The organism is Lysinibacillus sp. NPDC056185 (assembly GCF_047737915.1).
Classification (GTDB): Bacteria; Bacillota; Bacilli; order Bacillales_A; family Planococcaceae; genus Lysinibacillus.
Window position 1 is genome coordinate 100,293 of the sequence record NZ_JBLLLQ010000012.1, and the last position, 22,208, is coordinate 122,500.

Sequence of the window (22,208 nt, forward strand, 5' to 3'; positions counted from 1 at the left end):
TTATCCGATCACTCCCATCAAGTATACTACCGTAAAGATGAATACCCAAACTACGTCGATAAAGTGCCAGTATAAAGCAGCCACGAAGAATTTAGGTGCATTGTATAAGTTAAGACCACGCTTAGCATTACGAAGCATTAACGTAGCAAACCACACAAGACCTAATGTTACGTGGAAACCATGTGTACCAACTAATGAATAAAACGCAGTTGAGAATGCAGATTGGTCAAATGTAAAACCAAGACCTACATAATGATTGAATTCATAGATTTCAAGACCTAAGAATCCAAGACCTAAAAGTAATGTTATACCAAACCAAGTTTGCATAGCTTTAAAGTTAAAGTTACGCATATGGTAAATGGCATAAACAGATGTTAGTGAAGATGTTAATAATAACATCGTCATAGCGAAAGCTAAAGGTAATTCAAATAAATCTTGTGTTGTGAACTCCATGCCAGCAGGCCCTTTGTTCTTAAGTGCTAGGTAAGTAGCGAATAAACTTGCGAAAAGTACAACTTCACAGGCAAGGAAAATCCAGAAACCAACAACTTTATTTTTCCCTTCCATCGTCGCTTGTTCAGGATGATCTGGCCAAGTATGAGGAGTAAATTTAGTATTGAAATCCATTATTTATTTCCTCCTTTGCCGTAAAGATGTTCTTCAATTTCAAGAATTTCCTCTTTGTGTAAGTGGAAACCGTGATCGTCCTTAACAGAACGGAAAATCATTGCACCAAATGTAATTGCAAGACCACCAATTAAAATATAAATTGACCATGGTTTATCTGCATCTTGATTATAAAGAGCACCGAATGCTGCGATAAACAAGCCCATAGAAATAACAAATGGGATAGCTGAGTTGTTTGGCATATGAATATCACCGATTGGCTCAGCAAATGTAACTTCTTTATTACCTTCTTGCTTTTCGATCCACCATGGATCTAAACCACGAACAAGTGGTGTTTGACGGAAGTTATAGAATGGGATTGGTTGTGGAATTGACCATTCTAATGTACGTCCATCGCCCCATGGATCGCGACCTGCTGGTTTGCCTTTGATTGACATTAAGCAGTTGATTACCATTAAGATAACCCCTACACCCATCATTAATGCACCGATTGTAGAGATATAGTTGAACGAATCCCAACCTTGACCTTCCCTGTATGTGAATACGCGACGTGGCATACCCATTAAACCTAAGAAGTGTTGAACGAAGAACGTTAAATGGAATCCAATAAAGAATACCCAGAAAGTAATTTTACCAAGTGTCTCGTTTAACATACGGTTGAAGAAAATTGGCCAGTAGAAGTGCGCTGAACCAAATAACGCTGTTACGATACCACCAACGATTACGTAGTGGAAGTGAGCAACGATAAAGTAAGAATCGTGTAATTGGTAGTCAAGAGGTGCAGATGCTTGCATTACCCCTGTAACACCACCCGCAACGAATGATGGGATGAAACCAAGTGCATAAAGCATTGGTGTTGTAACTTTAATAGATCCGCCCCAAATAGTTAAGATCCAGTTGAATACTTTCATACCTGTTGGAACGGCAATTGCCATTGTTGCAACAGCAAAGATTGCGTTGGCTGTTGGCCCAAGACCAACTGTAAACATGTGGTGAGCCCAAACCATGAACCCTAAGAAACCGATTAAAATTGTTGCGAATACCATTGAAGAGTATCCAAATAAACGTTTACGAGAGAACGCTGGAATAATCTCAGAGAATAAACCGAACGCTGGTAATACTAAGATATAAACCTCTGGGTGTCCGAAGATCCAGAATAAGTGTTCCCAAATAATTGTATTACCACCCATTAAATGGTCAAAGAAGTTACCACCGAACATACGGTCAAATAACATCATTAATAAACCAATTGTTAATGGAGGGAATGCGAATAGAATTAATGCACTTGATACTAGCGCTGTCCAAGTGAATAATGGCATACGCATGAATGTCATACCTGGAGCACGCATCGTAATAATCGTAACGATAAAGTTAAGACCTGATATTAATGTACCCGCCCCTGATATTTGTAAACCGAGAACATAGAAGTCAATACCATGTCCAGGAGAATATAAAGATAATGATGCATAAGACGTCCAGCCCGCATCAGGCGCGCCACCCATAAAGAATGATAGGTGAAGGAATAGTGCACCTAGGAAGAATAACCAGAACCCTAAAGAGTTAAGGAACGGGAATGCTACGTCACGCGCACCAATTTGTAATGGTACAAGCATGTTCATAAATGCAAATAGTAATGGAGTCGCAGCTAGGAATAACATTGTTGTTCCGTGCATTGTTAATAATTGATTGAAAAAACCAGCTGAGACGAAATCGTTATTTGGTTTCATTAATTGAATACGCATTAATAACGCTTCAAAACCAGCGATAGCGAAGAACAATGTACCGGCTAATAAATACATTACTGCTAACTTTTTATGGTCAACAGTTGTAATGTATTCCCAGACAGTTGCTCCAAAGCCCTTTTTCTGTGTGTATGAGCTCACAACTTTTACCTCCCTCAAAGTTTGTTACATAAAAGTTAAAATTATTTCTCAACAGATAAGCCCATGATATAAGTTGCTAGAGCTTGAATTTCTTCGTCAGTTAAATCGCCATAAACTGGCGCAGTACCTTCTGGATTCATCATTAAGTTACCTGGCTTGAATTGCTCAGGATTCTTAATCCAAGCTTTTAAGTTTTCTTCATCATGATCTAAGAAACCAGCGACACGGTTACGGTCACCAAATGTAGCTAAGTTAGGACCCGCTGAACCTGAACCGCCTGTACCAGATACAGCATGACAACCCATACAGCTATTAGCGAATGTAGCTTCCCCAAGATCAGCTGAAGTTTTGTCAGCTATTTTTTTATCTGTTGCTTTCATTGAAGCTACCCATGCATCGAATGCATCCGGACTTAATGCTTTAACTTTGAAGTCCATTAGAGCATGTGAAGGACCACATAACTCAGCACATTTACCATAGAATACACCATCTTTAAGGTCTTTGGATTCTTTATCGAATTCTAGATAGAACTTGTTTAAGTTATCAACGTTCGTATCCATTTTACCGCCTATAGCAGGAATCCAGAATGAGTGCTTAACATCGGCAGCTTTTAAGTTAAAGTAAACTTTTTGACCTGTTGGTACAACTAATTCTTGTGCAGTTACAATACCTTGGTTAGGGTATTCAAACTCCCACCAATATAATTTAGCAGTTACATTTACTGTAAGTGCTGTTTTGTCACCGTTTTCATCTACTTCGTCCATCGCAGCAACATCTGCAAATTTGTAAGTAGCCGTAACAACTGGTACAGCTAAGATTAATAATAAAATAATTGGAATAACTGTCCAAATTATTTCAAGAGTGTGACTTCCTTCTACTTGCTTAGGAATAACGTTTTCGCCAACTTTTGAACGGCGGAATTTTAAGAATGCAAGTAAATAGATAACGGATACTACTACTACAACTAACGTCATAATTCCAGTAGCTAGCATTAATAGATTGAATTGTTCTTTACCTACTTGACCAGATGGTTTCAGTGCAGAAATATAATCTTCACCACAGCCAGAAAGGAAAACCATCATCACTGCTAGTAGTGAAAAAAGACGCCATTTTTTAAGCCCTTTCATCATAGCTTAATTAAACCCCTCTTTCTTTGTTGTATTTTTCATGTGTACCTAGGAAATAAGTTCTGTCTATATGAATTCTTTAGGAAAAGAAAGAATTCCTAAATTTAGCTAAACAACGCAAAAATTATGATGGATACAAATAGTATGGTCATATGATTCAAAGAATAGATAAACATTTTATTTGCCCATTTCATATCATCTTTTGTGGTAAAGCCTTTACAAGCTAGAATCAACCAGCCCAAGTTCAATGCAGTGGCAAGAATTAAGAAGCCAACCCCAAGCTCTGGTAAAAGGAATGGTAATGGTAATAATAAAAGAATCCAGAAAAACATTGAGTACTTTGTACGTTTAAATCCTTTTACTACAGGTAGCATTGGTATATTAGCTGCACGATATTCCTCAGTACGTTTCATAGCAAGTGCATAAAAATGCGGTGGTTGCCATGCAAACATAATAAGGAATAGGGCAAGTGCTCCAGGACCTAATGCAGGTTCAACTGCTGCAAACCCAATAACTGGTGGGATCGCCCCTGAAATACTTCCTACAACCGTGTTACTAACATGCTTCCTCTTTGACCACATTGAGTACAGAACGACATAAGCAAATATCCCTACTAGTCCCCACATGCCGGCAGCAAACGATGCCGCAAATAACAAAATTTCACCTACAATTAAAAATGAGAGGGCAATAGTCAATACAAAATTCGGCTTAAATCTACCCGTTACTGTCGGTCTACCCTTTGTTCTTTTCATGATTGGATCAATATCCTGATCAATAAAGTTATTCATTGCGCCTGAGCCACCTATAATTAATGCCGCACCCAGCATGGTGAACAATATGACATCAAGCTCTTGCAAGAAGTGTCTACTAGAAAATTGAAATGCCAGCCACATCCCTGTAAACGTTGTGACAAGATTCGAGTTAACGATTCCAATTTTTATTAGTGCTAAGAAATCTTTTACAACAGATGTAGATGCTGGTCCATTATTTCTAGTAGCCGTCAGTGCACGACCGTTTGACATGATACCTTCTCCTTTCATTTTTGTAAGCATATTCCGCTACCAATTACTATAGCGAAATTTGCGATTGATTTCTAGACATTAAGTGAAATTTAGATGAAGTTGTAAAAATTAGCTTTGTCTAGAAATATATTAAAAACAACATATCTATAGTAAATCATTTTCTAAAATGAATTGTGAAGGTTAGAGTACGAAATTATGAACAATTTGTGAAATGGAATCGACATCTAATACTCCCTACTCATTACAAGTTGTATTTTAATTGTATTTTCGATATTATCTAGTAGCAGAAACATTACTTTCATGTAATGTCCATAGATAAAGTAGGTGACTCATTTTATGCAACACAACAGGTATATGAAATGGTTTGCTGTTGCCGCTACAGTTGGAATGCTCCTTGTTTTACTAGGTGGGGCACTAGTTACCAAAACAGATAGTGGCTTAGGCTGTGGTCGAAACTGGCCTGATTGCAATGGTTCTCTTATTCCAAAAGAAATTACATCAGCAGTCTTAATTGAATTTTCACATCGTCTTGTAACTGGGGTCGTATCTATTTCAATTCTTGCGTTAACAGTTTGGACATGGCGTAAACTCGGTCATATTCGCGAAGTAAAATTATTAGGTTTCTTAGCGATGTTTTTCTTAATCGCACAAGCTCTTATCGGAGCAGCTCAAGTGTTGTGGGGACAAGGTGATTTCATATTAGCGCTCCACTTTGGGATTTCTCTTATTTCCTTTGCTGCTGTACTCCTCCTTTCTATGATTGTATTTGAAGTCGATCGGAAATTTGATGCCGATAACGTTTTTATTGGAAAAAAATTGCGTTGGCATACGATTGCTGTCACAATTTATTCTTATTTAGTCGTTTATACAGGGGCGCTTGTTCGCCATACAGATTCTAGCTTAATATGTCCTGACTGGCCATTTTGCTATAACGACACACCATTCGCAGCTTTTAATAATATGTATGAATGGGTGCAAATGGGACATCGTCTAGCTGTTCTTATCTTTTTCATTTGGATTGCATACATAACGTGGCACGTTGTAAAAGAATATAAACATCAACGTGTTATTTACTACGGCTGGATTATTGCCTTTACGATAGTAATTTTACAAGTAATTGCTGGTATGCTAGTAGTTCTAACTAAATTGAATTTAACAGTCGCATTACTTCATTCATTATTTATTTCAATTCTATTTGGTCTACTTTGCTATATGGTAATGCTAGTTGCACGTAGCAATTATAATGAAAAAAACAAATAATAGTAGAAAAAGATTCGCCATATTTCCGATGGCGAATCTTTTTATTTTCAAACGCTTCTATCTCAATAATATGTCAAAAAATCGACACAAGTTTATTATTAAACAATAGTAATATTTATAGGTACATCATCAAAAGTTGGGAATGGCATTTATTAAAACATGTCATATGAATATGTTAGTTGCGACAAAATAAAGTTTTGTGTGTGAATCTTTTTTGCTCTCTGGAAGGTGGATGTCGATAAAATTTAAAAGTTGGGTGATAAAACGTGAAAGTTAGTAGATAAAATTCAAAAGTTAGTAGATAAAACGTAAAAGTTAGTAGATAAAATTCAAAAGTTGGTCGATAATTCCTGAAAGTGTTCCGATAAAACCAACATCCTGTTGCTGTCGCTTCGCTTTCGCACAGAAAACATTTGTTGCTGTCGCTTCGCTTTCGCACAGAAAACATTTGTTGCTGTCGCTTCGCTTTCGCACAGACTTGTTGCCCCGACGCCCCCGGGAAAGCAATCCTACATTATGCTGATGAATCAATATAGCAAAGAAAAAGGTTATTAGTATGCTATAAAAGCCATCTAATAACCTTCTTTTTTATCAATTATTCAATTTCAATTAACAAATCACCTGTTGAAATGGCGTCGCCCGCACTTGCGTAAACTTCTTTCACGATGCCATCTTTCGGTGCTTGGACGGTCGTTTCCATTTTCATTGCTTCAGTAATCAATAAGTGATCCCCACGTTTTACATGGCTTCCTTTTGATACGACTACCTTTAAGACCGTACCTGGCATCGTTGCACCAATTTGATTTGGATTGCTTGGATCAGCTTTCAATGCCAAGCTACCATCTACTTCGACAGTCATATCTTGAATGACTAGTTCACGGGATTGACCGTTTAGCTCAAAGTAAATAACACGCGTACCATCGTGCTGTGGTTCACCAATGGAAACAAGTTTTATAATCAGTGTTTTTCCTTTTTCGATCTCGACTTCGATTTCTTCGCCTAGTTTTAAACCATATAGGAATGTTGGCGTATCTAATACCGAAATATTACCGAAGGAGTTCACTGTTTTGGCATACTCTTCAAACACTTTTGGATACAAAGCAAACGCTAGCACATCCTGTTTCGTCACGGCACGATTTAATTTTTCCTCGAGTACCGCCTCTAGTTGCTCAAAATTCACAGGCTCTAATAGCTCGCCAGGACGTACAGTAATTGCTTCACGATCCTTTAACACAACCTTTTGCAGTGCCTCTGGGAAGCCGCCATGCGGTTGTCCTAAATACCCCTGGAAGAACTCAATCACAGAATCTGGGAAGTCGATAGTTTGCCCTCTTGTCAGTACAGAATTTTCATCTAAATCATTTTGTACCATAAATAACGCCATATCACCGACAACTTTCGATGATGGGGTTACTTTGACAATATCGCCAAATAGAAGGTTTACACGGGAATACATGTGCTTCACTTCTTCCCATCTGTCCCCAAGGCCCACTGCTTTGGCCTGCTGCTGCAAGTTACTGTATTGGCCTCCTGGCATTTCGTGGACATAAATTTCTGAATGCGGGCTAATCATGCCGCTTTCAAAATCCTTATAATATTTACGCACATCTTCCCAGTAGTACGATAACTTTTCAAGCGCATCAATATCGGCACGAACCCCACGCTTACTGCCCTTCATTGCATAGTACAAGGAATTTGCACTTGGCTGGGACGTTAAACCTGCCATCGAACCGAGCGCCGTATCAATGATGTCCACTCCCGCCTCGATCGCTTTGGCATATAAATAAATACCATTGCCACTTGTATCATGCGTATGCAGATGGATTGGTAGGCTTGTCGTCTCTTTCAACTCGGAAATTAAACGATATGCTGCTTCTGGTTTCAATAATCCAGCCATATCTTTTATCGCTAAAATATGGGCACCTGCTGCTTCCAGCTCTTTTGCCATTTCCTTGTAGTATTGAACTGAATATTTCGCTCTTGTTTCATCAAAAATATCTCCTGTGTAACAGATCGCAGCTTCAGCAATTTTACCTGATTGACGTGCAGCATCAATGGCTACTTCCATTCCTTTAATCCAGTTCAAGCTATCGAAAATACGGAAAACATCAATGCCTGATGCCGCTGATTCAGCGATAAATTCACGAATTAAATTGTCTGGATAGTTTGTGTAACCAACTGCATTCGCACCACGTAATAACATTTGGAATAGCACATTCGGTACTTGTTCGCGCAACTTGGCAAGGCGCTCCCATGGGTCTTCTTTTAAGAAACGGTAAGCCACATCAAACGTCGCGCCTCCCCACATTTCGAGTGAGAAGAAATCATGCATCATACGCGCTGTTGCATCTGCAATTTCGAACATATCCTGTGAACGTACACGTGTCGCAAGAAGTGATTGGTGCGCATCTCGGAAAGTTGTATCCGTTAATAGCACGTCCTCTTGCTCTAGAATCCATTTCACAAGCCCGTCTGCTCCTTGGGCATCTAAAATTTGCTTCGTCCCCGCTGGAGGAACGATTAGTTTATCGACTCTCGGAATGCTCGGCTGTATAAAAATTGGTTTCGCTTTCTGCTCTACTCCAGGGAAGCCATTTAGCGTCACATTACCAATATAGCTTAAGAGCTTTGTCCCACGGTCCTTGCGCTCAGGGAAAATGAATAGCTCAGGTGTTGTATCGATAAAGCTTGTATCAAATGCACCTGTTAAAAATTTCTCGTGCGTCACGACATTATTTAAGAATGGGATATTCGTTTTCACCCCACGAATACGGAACTCTTTTAAATTTCGATCCATTTTTGCTGCAGCTTCTTTAAACGTCATCCCTGTCGTTGAAATTTTCACCAGCAATGAATCATAGAACGGTGTTACTACAGCCCCTTGGAAGCCATTTCCGGCATCTAATCGAACGCCGAAGCCACCGCTTGAACGATACACCATAAGCTTCCCTGTATCTGGCATAAAGTCATTAGCAGGGTCTTCCGTTGTAACACGTGCTTGAATAGCATAGCCAATCATTGGAACATCTGCCTGTTGTGGAATGTGGATTTCCTCACTATGCAGTCCGTAGCCTGCTGCTACTTTAATTTGGGCATGCACAATATCAACACCCGTAATCATTTCAGTAATCGTATGCTCTACTTGAATACGAGGGTTGACTTCGATGAAATAAAAATCCTCGCCTGCGACTAAAAACTCTACTGTCCCTGCATTTATGTATGAGACATTTTTCATTAATTGAACCGCTGCATCACAAATTCGGTTTCTTAAATCTTCCGAAATTGAATTAGATGGTGCAATTTCAACAACCTTTTGATGACGACGTTGAATCGAGCAATCACGTTCATATAAATGAATGATATTACCTTGTTGGTCGCCAATAATTTGGACTTCAATATGCTTTGGCTTAATAATAGCCTTTTCTACATATACCTCATCAGAGCCAAATGCTGCCTTCGCCTCTGATTTTGCACGTTCATAGGAGGAAGCTAGCTCCTCTTCTGTATGAACAAGACGCATTCCACGACCACCGCCGCCTAATGCTGCCTTAATCATAATTGGATAGTCATATGCGCTAGCAAAAGCCTTTACCTCTGCTAAATTATCTACTGGACCATCTGTTCCAGGAATAACAGGAATGCCTGCAGCAATTGCTTGTTCACGCGCCTTCACCTTATCTCCAAACATATTTAAATGCTGAGAAGTCGGCCCAATGAAGACAATCCCCTCTTCTTCACATCGACGTGCAAATTCTACGTTTTCCGATAAAAAACCATAACCCGGATGAATCGCATCAACATTAGCATCTTTGGCAATCGAAATAATGCCCTCGATGTCCAAATAAGCATCAATTGGTTTCTTGCCAGCTCCTACTAAATAGGCCTCATCTGCTTTAAAGCGATGGAAAGCCCCACTGTCCTCCCGCGAATAAATGGCTACTGTTTGGATATTCAACTCCGTACATGCACGGAAAATACGAATTGCAATTTCTCCTCGATTGGCTACGAGAATTTTTTTGATTGACTCCATTGATATCCCCCTTTATGATTGTGTCTTTCTCCTTTCTACCTTTTCAAACATAGAAACATTGATTAATATTCCCATTGCTAAAGATAGAATAATTATAGATGTCCCGCCATAGCTAATAAAAGGTAGCGTTACACCGGTTAACGGGATTAACCCAGTTAGACCCCCAAGATTGATAAACGTTTGCCAGCCAATCCAGCTCGCAATACCAGCCGTAATCATACGTGCTAGTGGATCTTTCGTGCGCAACGCAATCGAAAATCCTTTATATACAATAAATCCTATACCACCTAAAACGATAAGAACGCCCCAAATTCCTAGTTCCTCCATAATAATCGCCATAATAAAATCGGTTTGTGGTTCAGGTAAATACCCCAATTTTTGAATCGATTGACCGAGACCTCTTCCCTCTAGACCGCCTCCGCCAATGGCATAATAACTATTGACAACTTGGTGACCACTACCACTCTCATACTCAAACGGGTTTATGAAAGAATGAAGACGTCCCATACGGTTTGGCGTTAACATATTTCCTTTAAACAGCATTAGTATACCAAAGATGACTCCTCCAAACGCACCCAATACCCCAAAAAACTTCCAAAACGTTTTAAATGGAATGCCACTCGCTGCTACAACAGAAACAGCAATTCCACATAAAATAATACTTGCTCCCAAGTCGGTTTCAAACGCTACACCAGCAACAACCATAATCCAGATAAATATTGGATAAAATATTTCTGTTGGTTGTAGCTTTTCAAGTGTATATTTTTGTCCCTTCCGATAAAAAGCAGCAGCAAAATATAAAATTATAAATAGCTTCGCATATTCAGAAGGCTGAAAGTTCCCAAAACCAGGGACATGAATCCAACTTTTAGACCCTATTCCTACTTCATCACCATTACCAGCAATTTTTACCCAAGTAAATAGTACAACTAATACAGCGGTAAGTATCAACATAACTTTTTTATTCGCATAATGCTTATACGGGAAAAATGCCGCTACTAAAAATCCAAGAAAAGCTACAGATAAATTGATTACTTGCTTGTGGTAATAATAATCTGGCGCCTTTTCTTTTATTGCAATCGCTACCATCATACTTGAACTATAAATCATTACTAATCCAAATAAGCATAAAAATAGGACAGTAAAAAATAATGGGTAATCAAAATTTTGTGCATAACGTTTTAAATATTGTTTCATCGGAAAACCTCATTCTAGAAAAAAAACTCAAATCGCAAATTGCGTTTGAGTTTTTTCTTTTTATTTGTCTGTATACGCGTCATGTAGTACAGAAAGCTCTTTCTCGAGTGAATCGAGAATTTCTTTGCCTTTTTCACGATCAACGAGTCCAAGCTTCACAGCAAAGTCAATTTCACGTGAAAGGCCGAACATTTGTGTATCTAATACTTCTTCATATAAAGGGCATTGTGGCATTGTTAAATGATCCATTTGTACTCGAATGAGGCGAGCAATTTTGTCTGCATCAGCAACTAAAAGCTCCAAAGCCTTCTCCTGAAAAGAAGTTTGTGATTTAGTATCCATGAGGACGCCCCCATTATCTGATATTTCTTCGATTCTATCTTAATAAAGTTTATCTTTTAGTCGTTAAAAATGCAAGTGTCTACATTGGAAAATAGAGAAATCGAATTATATTTCTTTATTATCTCTAGTCATTAGCGTTATACTATTTCATGGATATACAAGATTTGAGGAGGATTTCTATAATGGAAACAATAATTCCTATCAAGGGCGCAGTTACATTCCAACTAACATTAGATCCCACTGTTTGGATTTTCGATGATCGTAAATTAGATTTAAAAACGTACTTCGATACAAAAGAAGTTGAGGAAGATTCGGATATTAAATATATGCGTGAGGTAGGTGCTCACTGGTCGCGTGAGATTATGGAAGGAGCTACTTTCCCACCAACATTGAAATCAGAACGAAAATTTGACCGCAAAGGGATGGCAACAGGTACTTTCGGGATTGAATTAAGTCACTTCTTGAAAAATGCTGAGATTAAACCTGAAGCAACAACAATCGTCATTGAATGTGAAGATGGCAAAGAATATTCATTTACAATTGAAGAAGCTTACACATTAATTTTAAAATATAGCCAAGATGGCAAGCCATTAATGGAAGATGGCCCTGTTCATGTGCTATTTAGAGACGGTTCAAATGTAGACAACCCTATCAAAAATATAGTAGCAATTCGTGCTGAGTAGGAGGGAATGCAATGCGCGTAAAATGCGTTATTTGCGATACAATTAACAATTTAGATGATAATTTACCGTTAGCAAAAAAATTACGCAATCGACCAATTCATACGTATATGTGTGGCACATGCCATGATCGTATTGAAGAAAATACCGTTGCACGCATTGAAACAGGAAATTTCCGTTTTTATCGTACTTCACCACAAATGGATAAAGAATTTTAACAGCAATTGAAGGAGGTGACTCATTATTTGAGACACCTCCTTTATAGTGTTGAAAAATAAAATGGTCAAGGACATTTTTGTGAATGTTGTGATGCTTTAGATAAAGGTGATTCCAGGCTCTCTAATCGAACGGAAAGACTTATAACAGTGATACGATCGTAACCCTGGGCCGCTGACACTTCATTTCATCGAAGAAAACATTTGTTGCTGTCGCTTCGCTTTCGCACAGAAAACATTTGTTGCTGACGCTTCGCTTTCGCACAGAAAACATTTGCTGCTGAAATTTTGGTTTATCACTATAAATTAGAGTAACATGCCAGAAGATACGCGCTATGTGAAGTGGTTGATTGGAGTGGAGGCTGGGTGACTCCTAGGGGATTAGCAAAAGAGGAACGAAGGCTAAAACCATCACGTCCTGTGATAACGCCCTCGTGACCAACATCGTGCTACTGACGCTTCGTTAGCACTACGCTTTCGCGCAAAAGACATCTGTTGGCCCGAGACCCTGCAGCGAAGCGAAGCGGCTCATCGGACGCCCCTAGGAAGCTTTGCTCTGCGCGAAAGCGAAGTGTCAGCGACAAAGCACCCAGTCGGAACGGAAATCAACCCCCGCACTTTGCCGAAGAGCCATACTTTATATAATGGGAAACCTTAATTTCATTGATATAAGAGTTTTTCAACAACTGAAGGAAGTGTCTCATTATTTTTGAGACACCTCCTTCGTCGTCTAATCATTATTTTTTACAATCGCCTTCTCAATTAACTCGACAACCTGATACATAATCGTAGCAAAGAAAGCAATGATGAGAAGTGACATAAGCACAAGATTAAAATTAAACACCTGGAAGCCATAAATAATTAAATAACCTAGCCCTTTGGAAGCAACTAAAAACTCACCTACAATGACACCTACCCAAGAAAGTCCTACATTTACTTTCAAAGTAGAAATAATCGTTGGGAACGAAGCAGGTAAAATAACTGCCCTAAATATTTGCCATCTAGTTGCCCCAAAAGTTTGTAATACTTTGCTGTAGTTTGGATCTACCCCTTTAAAAGCTGTATAAACTACGATGGTTGTAATAATGATTGAAATCAACGCACCCATCGCTATAATTGAAAAATACCCCGGACCAAGAGCGACTATTAAAATTGGCCCTAAGGCAACTTTCGGCATGGCGTTTAAAATTACTAAATATGGATCCAGCACCTTTGATAGCATCGGTGACCACCACAATACGATTGCTATTAAAGTACCTATTAATGTACCAGCAATAAAGCCAATGATTGTTTCCATTAACGTTACACCAACGTGCAGTGTTAACGTACCATCACTCACTTTTTCTACTAATGTGTGCCATACCTGCGTTGGTGAACTAAAAATTAAACGGTCAATCCATCCAAATCTTGAAAGAAGCTCCCACCCACAAAAAAATACGAGTAAGATAATAAGCTGATATAATCGAACATAGCGCTTTTCTTTTTTTAGCATTTGCAGATACTGTTTAAATAAAGCATTATCCAAGACTCTCCAGCTCCTTCCAAATAGTTTGGAATATATCTGAATATGCTGGATGCTGTCGAACATCAAAAGGTGAAAGCTCTTGTAACTCCGAAGGTATTTCAAAAACTCTATGCAATGTACCCGGATTTGCCGAGAATAGAAATACCCGTTCACTCATCGCAATGGCTTCACCAATATCATGTGTTACAAGAACTGCAGTTTTTTGATAGGCCTTTAACGTTTCAACAACCAAATCCTCCAGTTTTAATTTAGACTGATAATCAAGTGCCGAAAACGGTTCATCTAGCAATAAAATTTTAGGGTCCACCGCTAAAGTTCTTGCCAGTGCTACTCGTTGACGCATGCCACCTGATAACTCTCTCGGATAGTTATTCCCTACGTGCGGTAAACCAATTTCTCGCAAAAGTGCATTTGCAGTTACTTTATGCGTTTTAGTGCTTCGCTCCATGATTTTCAAACCAATCGTGACATTTTCCTCGATAGTTTTCCAAGGAAATAAATAATCTTGCTGAAGCATGTAACCAATGAGAGACTGATTGTGTGATGAAATTTCCTCACCATCAATGTATACCTTACCTTCTGTAGACGCAAATAAGCCCGCAATAATTGATAATAACGTCGTTTTCCCACATCCGCTAGGCCCTATAAAAGAAACAAACTCACCTTCACGAATATCTAAATTTATATCACGTAAAACTTCCTTAGCCTGCGTTTTTGAAAAATAGCTATGGTGAATATTTTCTACTTTTAAAATTTCCATATTACTCAGCTGCCTTTTTAGCAAAGGTTGTATTCACAAGCTTTTCATAATCCACCCGTTGAGGAAGTTCACCTGCTTCCTCCATGATCTTTTGCAAGTTATCCCATTCCCCCTTATCCAAAATAGGATCTGTAGCATAGGAACCTTGTGATTTATAACGCTCAACCACTGTTTCAATTAATCCAACATCGACATTTTCAAAGTATGGTTGAATAATTTTCGCTATTTCGGCCGGACTCGCTTTTTGTACAAAATCCTGTGCTCGTTTCAATGCATTTGTAAAGCCTTGAACTGTCTTCGCATTGTCTTTTAAATAGCTGCTTTTCGCCATAAATGATGTATAAGGTAATTGCCCAGATTCAGTACCAAATGAAGCGACAATATAGCCTTTACCTTCTTTCTCAAAGATACTAGCTTGTGGTTCAAATAACTGTACATAGTCCCCTGTTCCAGAAGCAAAGGCTGTAGAAATATTAGCAAAATCAATGTTTTGAATGAGCTTTAAATCATTCGCAGGGTCAATGCCATGTTTTTTCAGGACAAACTCACCAGCCATTTGTGGCATTCCACCTTTACGTTGTCCTAAAAATGTAGAGCCTTTTAATTGATCCCATGAAAAATTATCCATCTTTTTACGCGCCACTAAAAATGTGCCATCAGTTTGAGTTAACTGCGCAAAATTTTGAATCGGGTCATTGGCGCCTTGGAGCGTTACATAAATAGAAGTTTCCGATCCAACTAAGGCGATATCAATGCCATTAGAAAGTAACGCCGTCATTGTCTTATCGCCACCTGCAATTGTTTGTAGCTCAACGGAAAGCCCTTCATCCTTGAAGTACCCTTTTTCAAGTGCTACATACTGCGGCGCATAGAAAATCGAGCGCGTCACTTCCCCAACTTTGACTTTTTCAAGCTCTGTTTTATTGCACGCCGTCAAAGAAAGGAATAATAAAGCAATAACACTAAATAGTAAACCTTTTTTAAGCCACCGCATTCCATTTCCTCCTTGATTGATGAAATAAGCCTATCGACATTAACTTATTCACACTAGAAGATTTCGGTGCCAATCAATTTAGGTTTGAGAGACACAATCGATTGAAAATGGGTTCCGTAGCCAATCGTTTATATGTAGATGGCTTAAAACGATAAAATTTTTTACTATACCAAATAAAACAGCCTTAGCAAATTAATGCTAAGGCTGTTTTATTACTTAAAAACTCAATACAAGTTTCACGGTATAGGAGCCAAGCTACCCTCATCGATTTGCAGCTTGTTGCTCTTCTCTTTTTTCACGCCACATACGTGTTTTATATACAATCAAAATTAACGCCGCTACGATGAGACCCTCAATCATAGGTAGGAACAACGCGAAAAATGTCAACATAATACACCCTAGGAACAGGAATACATAAATGGCAATATTTTGAGATAGCTTTAACTTCTTTGCAAAGCCTAATTTATAGACAATAGCAGAAAGTACAAATACAAGAAGAAATACAACGTAGCCTGCAATGTCATAGCTCGGTAAATTTTCATATAAAAATCTTGTTATACCAGCCATTCTCTCATAAACCTTTGTTGTTTCCTCTGCATTTGTTGATGCAGCAACTTGAATAACATTTAGTTCACCCAATAAAGCGGACTTTATATCCAAGACTCCTCTTCCTTTCATGTCAGCGGAAAATTATTGTTCTGCGTTACGTAATTTTTTCGCTGCTTTCTCACGTTCGTTTTTATCTAGAATTTGTTTACGAAGGCGAATAGATTCTGGTGTGATTTCTAAGTACTCGTCATCACCTAAGTATTCAAGCGCTTCTTCTAGTGATAGAATACGTGGCTTTTTAATAACATTCGTTTGGTCTTTGTTTGCTGAACGGATGTTTGTTTTTTGTTTCATTTTTGTGATGTTTACAGTGATATCAGCGTCACGAGTATTTTCTCCAACGATCATACCTTCGTAAATATCTGTACCTGGCTCCAAGAACAGTGTACCACGGTCTTCAATTTGCATCATACCATAAGTTGTTGATTTACCAGTTTCCATTGAAACTAGTACACCTTGGTGACGGCCACCAATTCTTCCTGGTAATAACGGCTGATAGCAATCGAACGTATGGTTGATAATACCGAAACCTTTTGTCATCGACATGAATTCAGTTGTATAACCGATTAATCCACGAGCTGGTACTAAGAACGTTAAACGAACTTGACCACTGCCGTTGTTCACCATATCAAGCATTTCACCTTTACGTGTACCAATTGATTCAATAATTGAACCAACATTTTCTTCAGGCACATCGATTTGAACGCGTTCGAAAGGTTCACATTTCACGCCGTCGATTTCACGCACGATTACTTGTGGTTTTGACACTTGTAATTCGAAGCCTTCACGACGCATGTTTTCGATAAGGATAGATAAGTGAAGCTCTCCACGACCTGAAACTGTCCAAGCATCTGGAGAATCAGTATCTTCAACACGTAAAGATACGTCTGTTTGTAATTGAGCACGTAAACGCTCTTCTACTTTACGAGAAGTAACCCATTTCCCTTCACGACCTGCGAATGGAGAATTGTTTACTAAGAAAGTCATTTGTAAAGTTGGCTCATCAATACGTAATGGCGTTAGCGCTTCTGGGTGCTCAACAGGGCAAACTGTTTCACCAACGTTGATGTCTTCCATACCTGAAACGGCGATTAAGTCACCAGCTTTTGCTGTCTCAACTTCTTCACGTTTTAAGCCGAAGAAACCAAAGATTTTCGTTACACGGAAGTTTTTCACTGTTCCGTCTAACTTCATAAGAGATACTTGTTGACCTACAGAAATTGTTCCGCGGAATACGCGACCAATACCGATACGTCCAACGAAGTCATTATAGTCAAGTAAAGCTACTTGGAATTGTAATGGCTCTTCTGAGTTATCAATTGGTGCTGGAATAGCTTCGATAATTTTCTTAAATAGACATTTCATATCCGCTTCTTGCTTAGATGGATCAGCGTCTAAAGAAGCTGTACCATTTACACCTGAAGCATAGACAACAGGGAACTCTAATTGATCTTCATCTGCACCTAGTTCAATGAATAATTCAAGTACTTCATCTACTACTTCTAGTGGACGAGCTGAATCTTTGTCTACTTTATTAACAACAACGATTGGTGTTAAACGTTGTTCTAATGCTTTTTTCAACACAAAACGTGTTTGTGGCATACAACCCTCATACGCATCGACAACTAGTACAACGCCATCTACCATTTTTAAAATTCGTTCTACCTCACCACCGAAGTCAGCGTGTCCAGGCGTATCAAGGATGTTGATACGAGTTCCTTCATAGTTTACTGCTGTATTTTTAGCTAAAATCGTAATACCACGTTCGCGTTCAATATCGTTAGAGTCCATTGCACGTTCTTCAACACGTTCGTTTGAACGGAATGTACCTGATTGTTTTAGTAATTGGTCGACTAAAGTAGTTTTACCATGGTCAACGTGGGCGATTATTGCGATATTGCGAAGATCTTGACGTAAGTTTGTCATTATTCCACTCCATATTCTTTTTTCGAATGTTTAACTGTGATATTATAGCACAAGAAGGATAGAAATGTCCTTATTAGAATTTTCCTCATTCTAAAAAATATATTTTATTTACAAATTTTTAATATAGGAGGCTCGGCTATGAATCGTGCAAAATTCGTAATGGCCATTTACGCATTAGCAGCTGTTTTAGCAATGTGTTCTATCGGATATTCAGTGGCAATTGACAGTGTATTAGGTATAATAGCAGGCATTGTTGCTACTTGTGTCATTTTCATGACAGCCTTTAAAATGAAACGTAAACTACGTGAGCAAGGTTTACTTTAATAAGAGTTGATTGCTAATGTAAGAAGGAGCCTGTCTAAAAAATAGACAGCTCCTTTTTTATTCATAAGGCACAATATATTTTTCTAATAACTCTTTGTGTATAGAAGGATTGGCAATAATAAACGTATCCTGATGCAAGAAATCAAAGCCCTCTCCGTGTAAATTAGTGGTAATAGCACCAACTTCCTTGGCGATAATCGTACCTCCAGCTATATCCCACGGCGATAGTCGCATTGATACATAAGCATCTAATTTACCACTGACAACAAACGCTATTTCCATTGCGGCTGAACCATATGACCGCGTTCCACGTATTTTCCGAACCATTTCAATTACTTTTTCATTGTGAATATGTCGATTTGGTGCTACCCAGTGTGCGTTTATACCAATGACCGATTCTTCTATTTTGACTGACTGCAATTTACGTAATGGTGAGTCATTGTACCATGCCCCTTCACCTGCAATAGCATAAAATAAATCTTCACGCATTACATCAAATATGTAACCAAGCTTGCCTACCCCATTAACAAAAATACCGATAGAAATCATAAAATGACGATGTTGTTTCACAAAATTCATCGTGCCATCGATTGGATCAATAATCCATACAACACCATCTAACGACTCAACTTTCTCTCCCATACCCTCTTCCCCTAAAATTTTGTGGGTTGGATCGAAACCTCGTATTTTTTCGATAAAAAATAATTCTGTTTCACGGTCAATATTTGTGACAAGGTCGTTTGCACTTGATTTTGTCTCGATAACTAGATTGTACGAAAAGGCCTCTCGAATACGGCTACCCGCTTCATATATAATACTTTTCGCAAATTGATCAATTTGTTGTAAATCCATAAAAACCCACCCTTCGATTATAAGAAAAGGTCCTATGCTTTTAGCCTACTTAATAAGCAGCACATAATTCTTCCCTGAAAATATAACTTTCCATTATGATATACTGTCTATTTTACCCTTTATAGCAATAAAAATCACCTGCTGTCGGAATATTCAGCAAGTGATTTTTCAAATCGGAATATTATTTTTATTACGCATAGGCGTGCAAGCTTTCAAGTTCCAGCTGAATTTCACCAAGACGTTTTTTACTTTTTTCAATTTCAATTTCATTTTTTTCATTCATTGCCGAGAATAGCGAGGCTAATTCATAATCTAATTCTAATTGCAAAATGTGTTCATATTGCTTTTCAATGTCGACTTTACGTATAATTTTTACGATTGGTTTCATAAAAATCACTTCCTTTTTTTATTTTTTCACAAAACTTGTCACATTCGATAAAATGCTTGTTATAAGATTTTTTCCCATTTTCCTTATAAAATAAACCTTATAAATCGAAAGGAGTTAATAAAAATGCCGAAAATAAAGTGGACTAACAAAGACTTCAATGTTTTTCAAATAGACGGTTTAGAACAGAGAATGGATGCTTTAAATGTATGTGTACGTCCAAAATTCCAATTGCTTGGAGAGGATTTTTCTTCCTTCTTTTCGAGTCATCTCGGAGAAGAATTTTATCCTCATGTTGCGAAGCATGCGCGTAGAACAGTAAATCCCCCAAACGACAGCTGGGTTGCTTTCGCTCCGTACAAAAGAGGTTATAAATCATTACCTCACTTTCAGATTGGACTTTGGAGCACACATTTATTCATCGTCTTAGCTATTATTTATGAAGCTCCACAAAAAAATGTGATGGCAGAACGTTTAATTGCCAACAGAGCAATGCTGCAGCAGCTTCCTGAGGATTTCATTGTCTCTGGGGACCACATGTCTCCAGCAGCCATTTCCATGCAAGATGCAAAGGAAGACAAGCTAGATGAATTACTTATCCGTTTACGTGATGTTAAAAAAGGCGAGTTTTTAGTAGGTCGCCATATTCCAAAAGATCAAGCTGTCAAGCTGTCAGCTAGCCAACTTCATCAATTAACGGAAGAAACCTTTAGCCGTTTACTCCCTATTTATAACATCATTGTTGGAAAATAAAGTTTGACGGATTGTGCTTCAAGCTTTGTGACATAATAACTAAAACAATTTTAATGATATTTATATATTGTGGAAAATTTTCGTTATTATTCCTAGCTATTGAAAATTTATTTGAGGAATATTCTTATGGATGAGGGTTTGAGGAAATTATTTATTTTTTCTCTTCTTTTCAAAAAATTGGGATGTTTTATATTGTTTATGTAGTATATGAAATACGCTTATTTTTAACACAGGGATAGTGTAAAGCTAGCAGATAAAAAATGTGGACGTGAGTATTTCTCACGTCCACATTTTTATCGACGTTGCTTCGGGGCAACTTTAATAATCGTGCCATCAGTTCCTTCTTTTGCTTGTTTCACAACAGGGTAACTGACATAGCCACTTGCTTCTTCAAACTCACGGAAAATTGTTTTTTCCTCGGACTGTGAAGGAACAATTTCTTTAAAACGACGATATTTCGTCATCATTACTTCACGCTTAATGCCTTTTTCATAAGCTTGTTCAATTCCTTCAAAAAATTGGACAACATCAACAATTTCCTCAGTTGACCAATCAGTTGAAAATGGATAAGAGTATTCCATTGGACATAACCACCTTTATCTTACTGACACCATTTTACCCGGATACTTTCTGCTTCTGCAAGCATTCGAGTGATTAGCTCCTCGACTGTTGGAATATCGTGGATCATTCCTGTAACTTGTCCAGCCCAGCCAATTCCTTCATCTTTTTCGCCATCATAAATAAAACGTTTATTTGCTTTCCCGCTAATATAATCTTTTAATGCCTCATACGTAGGTGTAGTACGCTCAATTTCTAATATCTTTTCCGTAAATTCACTGCTCAACGCTCTTGCCGGTGCACCTATAGAGCGTTTTATAACAGTCGTATCTGCCTCGGTGCTTCCGATTAAGGCTTCTTTATAAGCCTCAGAGGCATCAACACATTCCTTTGTCGCTATAAAACGAGTACCCATTTCAATTCCCTCTGCTCCTAGTGCATGAGCTGCCATCCAGCCACGACCATCGCCAATTCCACCCGAGGCAATAACAGGTATTTTCACACTATCTACAACCTGTGGCACAAGTACCATTGTCCCTATATCATCACGTCCAAGATGACCTCCACCCTCTTGACCAACAACCATAACAGCATCTGCACCTAGTTGTTCCGCCTTTTGAGCTTGTCTACGTGCAGCAACAAGTACTAATTTTTTAATATCCGTTCCTTCTAAAATATCAAAAATTGGTGCAGGATTCCCACCAGTCATTGTAACAACTGGTACTTTTTCTTCCACTGCAACATGCACCATATCTTCATAACCAGTGCCATACATACCAATTGCAAAATTTATGCCAAACGGTTTATCCGTTAATGTTCGTACTTTATGAATCTCTGCGCGCAATAAGTCAGGATCTCGTAAACTCATTGCTGTTATTTGCCCTAGCCCCCCAGCATTCGACACCGCCGCTGCTAAATCTGCATATGCTAAATAGGCTAATCCCCCTTGAATAATTGGGTATTTAATATTTAAAAGCTCTGTTACACGTGAATTCCAATTCATAGTATCTCCCCTTTCCTACGATACTAATTTCTCGAAATTATCAAAATATCCTTTTTATTTTATTTTTTTCTGTAAAGTCTATTTTTTCTTGCAATTAGGTGCTATAATTCATTTGTTTTCTTACATATTATAAAGT

At 38.3% G+C, this 22,208-nt stretch carries 21 protein-coding genes; 5 read left to right on the forward strand and 16 right to left on the reverse strand.

Annotated features, from left to right (window positions below; genetic code table 11):
- The 4 genes from ACMZ42_RS13645 to cyoE form a co-directional block, all read right to left on the reverse strand.
- On the reverse strand, positions 1-627 hold the full coding sequence (locus tag ACMZ42_RS13645) for a cytochrome c oxidase subunit 3 (protein WP_132357625.1): 627 nt from the start codon (positions 625-627) through the stop codon (positions 1-3).
- A complete protein-coding gene (ctaD, locus tag ACMZ42_RS13650) occupies positions 627-2,510 on the reverse strand; it encodes a cytochrome c oxidase subunit I (protein ID WP_415731790.1) in 1,884 nt (627 codons plus the stop codon). Before ctaD ends, ACMZ42_RS13645 begins: the two co-directional genes overlap by 1 nt.
- 41 nt (positions 2,511-2,551) lie before the next feature.
- Positions 2,552-3,640 (reverse strand): cytochrome c oxidase subunit II, encoded by a 1,089-nt coding sequence (gene coxB / locus ACMZ42_RS13655; RefSeq protein WP_415731791.1) that lies wholly within the window; start codon positions 3,638-3,640, stop codon positions 2,552-2,554.
- A 101-nt stretch (positions 3,641-3,741) separates the two neighbouring features.
- On the reverse strand, positions 3,742-4,659 hold the full coding sequence (gene cyoE / locus ACMZ42_RS13660) for a heme o synthase (RefSeq protein ID WP_370083110.1): 918 nt from the start codon (positions 4,657-4,659) through the stop codon (positions 3,742-3,744).
- Between the two features lie 336 nt (positions 4,660-4,995).
- Between cyoE and ACMZ42_RS13665 the strand changes: the two genes are divergently transcribed.
- Positions 4,996-5,919 carry a COX15/CtaA family protein gene (locus tag ACMZ42_RS13665; RefSeq protein WP_370083112.1) on the forward strand — a complete coding sequence of 308 codons (924 nt, stop codon included), beginning with the start codon at positions 4,996-4,998 and terminating at the stop codon, positions 5,917-5,919.
- Between the two features lie 595 nt (positions 5,920-6,514).
- Here the strand turns inward: ACMZ42_RS13665 and pyc are convergent.
- The 3 genes from pyc to ACMZ42_RS13680 are packed head-to-tail and all read right to left on the reverse strand — an operon-like array spanning position 6,515 to position 11,488.
- Entirely contained in the window at positions 6,515-9,949 is a 3,435-nt protein-coding gene (gene pyc / locus ACMZ42_RS13670) for a pyruvate carboxylase (protein WP_415731792.1), read from the reverse strand.
- 12 nt (positions 9,950-9,961) lie between these two features.
- Positions 9,962-11,146, reverse strand: coding sequence for an FtsW/RodA/SpoVE family cell cycle protein (locus ACMZ42_RS13675; RefSeq protein WP_370083116.1), 1,185 nt, complete (start codon positions 11,144-11,146; stop codon positions 9,962-9,964).
- A gap of 60 nt (positions 11,147-11,206) precedes the next feature.
- A complete protein-coding gene (locus ACMZ42_RS13680) occupies positions 11,207-11,488 on the reverse strand; it encodes a YlaN family protein (RefSeq protein ID WP_049668302.1) in 282 nt (93 codons plus the stop codon).
- 182 nt (positions 11,489-11,670) lie between these two features.
- Here ACMZ42_RS13680 and ACMZ42_RS13685 point away from each other — a divergent pair, with 182 nt between their 5' ends.
- Together ACMZ42_RS13685 and ACMZ42_RS13690 are read left to right on the forward strand one after the other, a co-directional pair.
- Entirely contained in the window at positions 11,671-12,171 is a 501-nt protein-coding gene (locus ACMZ42_RS13685; RefSeq protein WP_415731793.1) for a peptidyl-prolyl cis-trans isomerase, read from the forward strand.
- An 11-nt stretch (positions 12,172-12,182) separates the two neighbouring features.
- Positions 12,183-12,386, forward strand: coding sequence for a YlaI family protein (locus ACMZ42_RS13690; RefSeq protein WP_053483434.1), 204 nt, complete (start codon positions 12,183-12,185; stop codon positions 12,384-12,386).
- Positions 12,387-13,113: 727 nt separating this feature from the next.
- Here the strand turns inward: ACMZ42_RS13690 and ACMZ42_RS13695 are convergent.
- The 5 genes from ACMZ42_RS13695 to typA all read right to left on the reverse strand — a co-directional run bounded on the left by ACMZ42_RS13695 (position 13,114) and on the right by typA (position 18,197).
- Positions 13,114-13,908 carry an ABC transporter permease gene (locus ACMZ42_RS13695; RefSeq protein ID WP_370083120.1) on the reverse strand — a complete coding sequence of 265 codons (795 nt, stop codon included), beginning with the start codon at positions 13,906-13,908 and terminating at the stop codon, positions 13,114-13,116.
- A complete protein-coding gene (locus ACMZ42_RS13700; RefSeq protein WP_370083122.1) occupies positions 13,901-14,668 on the reverse strand; it encodes an ABC transporter ATP-binding protein in 768 nt (255 codons plus the stop codon). Before ACMZ42_RS13700 ends, ACMZ42_RS13695 begins: the two co-directional genes overlap by 8 nt.
- A 1-nt stretch (position 14,669) precedes the next feature.
- The gene (locus ACMZ42_RS13705) at positions 14,670-15,662 is read right to left on the reverse strand and encodes an ABC transporter substrate-binding protein (RefSeq protein ID WP_415731794.1); all 993 of its coding nucleotides are present in this window, start codon (positions 15,660-15,662) and stop codon (positions 14,670-14,672) included.
- Between the two features lie 261 nt (positions 15,663-15,923).
- Entirely contained in the window at positions 15,924-16,322 is a 399-nt protein-coding gene (locus tag ACMZ42_RS13710; protein ID WP_370083126.1) for a YlaH-like family protein, read from the reverse strand.
- Positions 16,323-16,352: 30 nt separating this feature from the next.
- Complete coding sequence (typA, locus tag ACMZ42_RS13715; protein ID WP_370083128.1) at positions 16,353-18,197, reverse strand: translational GTPase TypA; 1,845 nt, start codon at positions 18,195-18,197, stop codon at positions 16,353-16,355.
- A 138-nt stretch (positions 18,198-18,335) separates the two neighbouring features.
- On the opposite strand from typA, the gene ACMZ42_RS13720 reads away from it, so the two are divergent.
- On the forward strand, positions 18,336-18,521 hold the full coding sequence (locus tag ACMZ42_RS13720; protein WP_370083130.1) for a DUF5325 family protein: 186 nt from the start codon (positions 18,336-18,338) through the stop codon (positions 18,519-18,521).
- Positions 18,522-18,578: 57 nt separating this feature from the next.
- Here ACMZ42_RS13720 and ACMZ42_RS13725 read toward each other — a convergent pair whose 3' ends face one another.
- Together ACMZ42_RS13725 and ACMZ42_RS13730 are read right to left on the reverse strand one after the other, a co-directional pair.
- On the reverse strand, positions 18,579-19,373 hold the full coding sequence (locus tag ACMZ42_RS13725; protein ID WP_370083132.1) for an inositol monophosphatase family protein: 795 nt from the start codon (positions 19,371-19,373) through the stop codon (positions 18,579-18,581).
- 190 nt (positions 19,374-19,563) lie between these two features.
- Positions 19,564-19,761, reverse strand: coding sequence for a hypothetical protein (locus tag ACMZ42_RS13730; RefSeq protein ID WP_370083134.1), 198 nt, complete (start codon positions 19,759-19,761; stop codon positions 19,564-19,566).
- Between the two features lie 123 nt (positions 19,762-19,884).
- On the opposite strand from ACMZ42_RS13730, the gene ACMZ42_RS13735 reads away from it, so the two are divergent.
- Positions 19,885-20,511, forward strand: coding sequence for a YktB family protein (locus tag ACMZ42_RS13735; RefSeq protein WP_415731795.1), 627 nt, complete (start codon positions 19,885-19,887; stop codon positions 20,509-20,511).
- Positions 20,512-20,804: 293 nt separating this feature from the next.
- On the opposite strand, the gene ACMZ42_RS13740 is transcribed toward ACMZ42_RS13735, so the two are convergent.
- Positions 20,805-21,092 carry a UPF0223 family protein gene (locus ACMZ42_RS13740; RefSeq protein WP_370083138.1) on the reverse strand — a complete coding sequence of 96 codons (288 nt, stop codon included), beginning with the start codon at positions 21,090-21,092 and terminating at the stop codon, positions 20,805-20,807.
- A gap of 20 nt (positions 21,093-21,112) precedes the next feature.
- Positions 21,113-22,072 carry an NAD(P)H-dependent flavin oxidoreductase gene (locus tag ACMZ42_RS13745; protein ID WP_415731796.1) on the reverse strand — a complete coding sequence of 320 codons (960 nt, stop codon included), beginning with the start codon at positions 22,070-22,072 and terminating at the stop codon, positions 21,113-21,115.
- Positions 22,073-22,208: the final 136 nt, after the last annotated feature.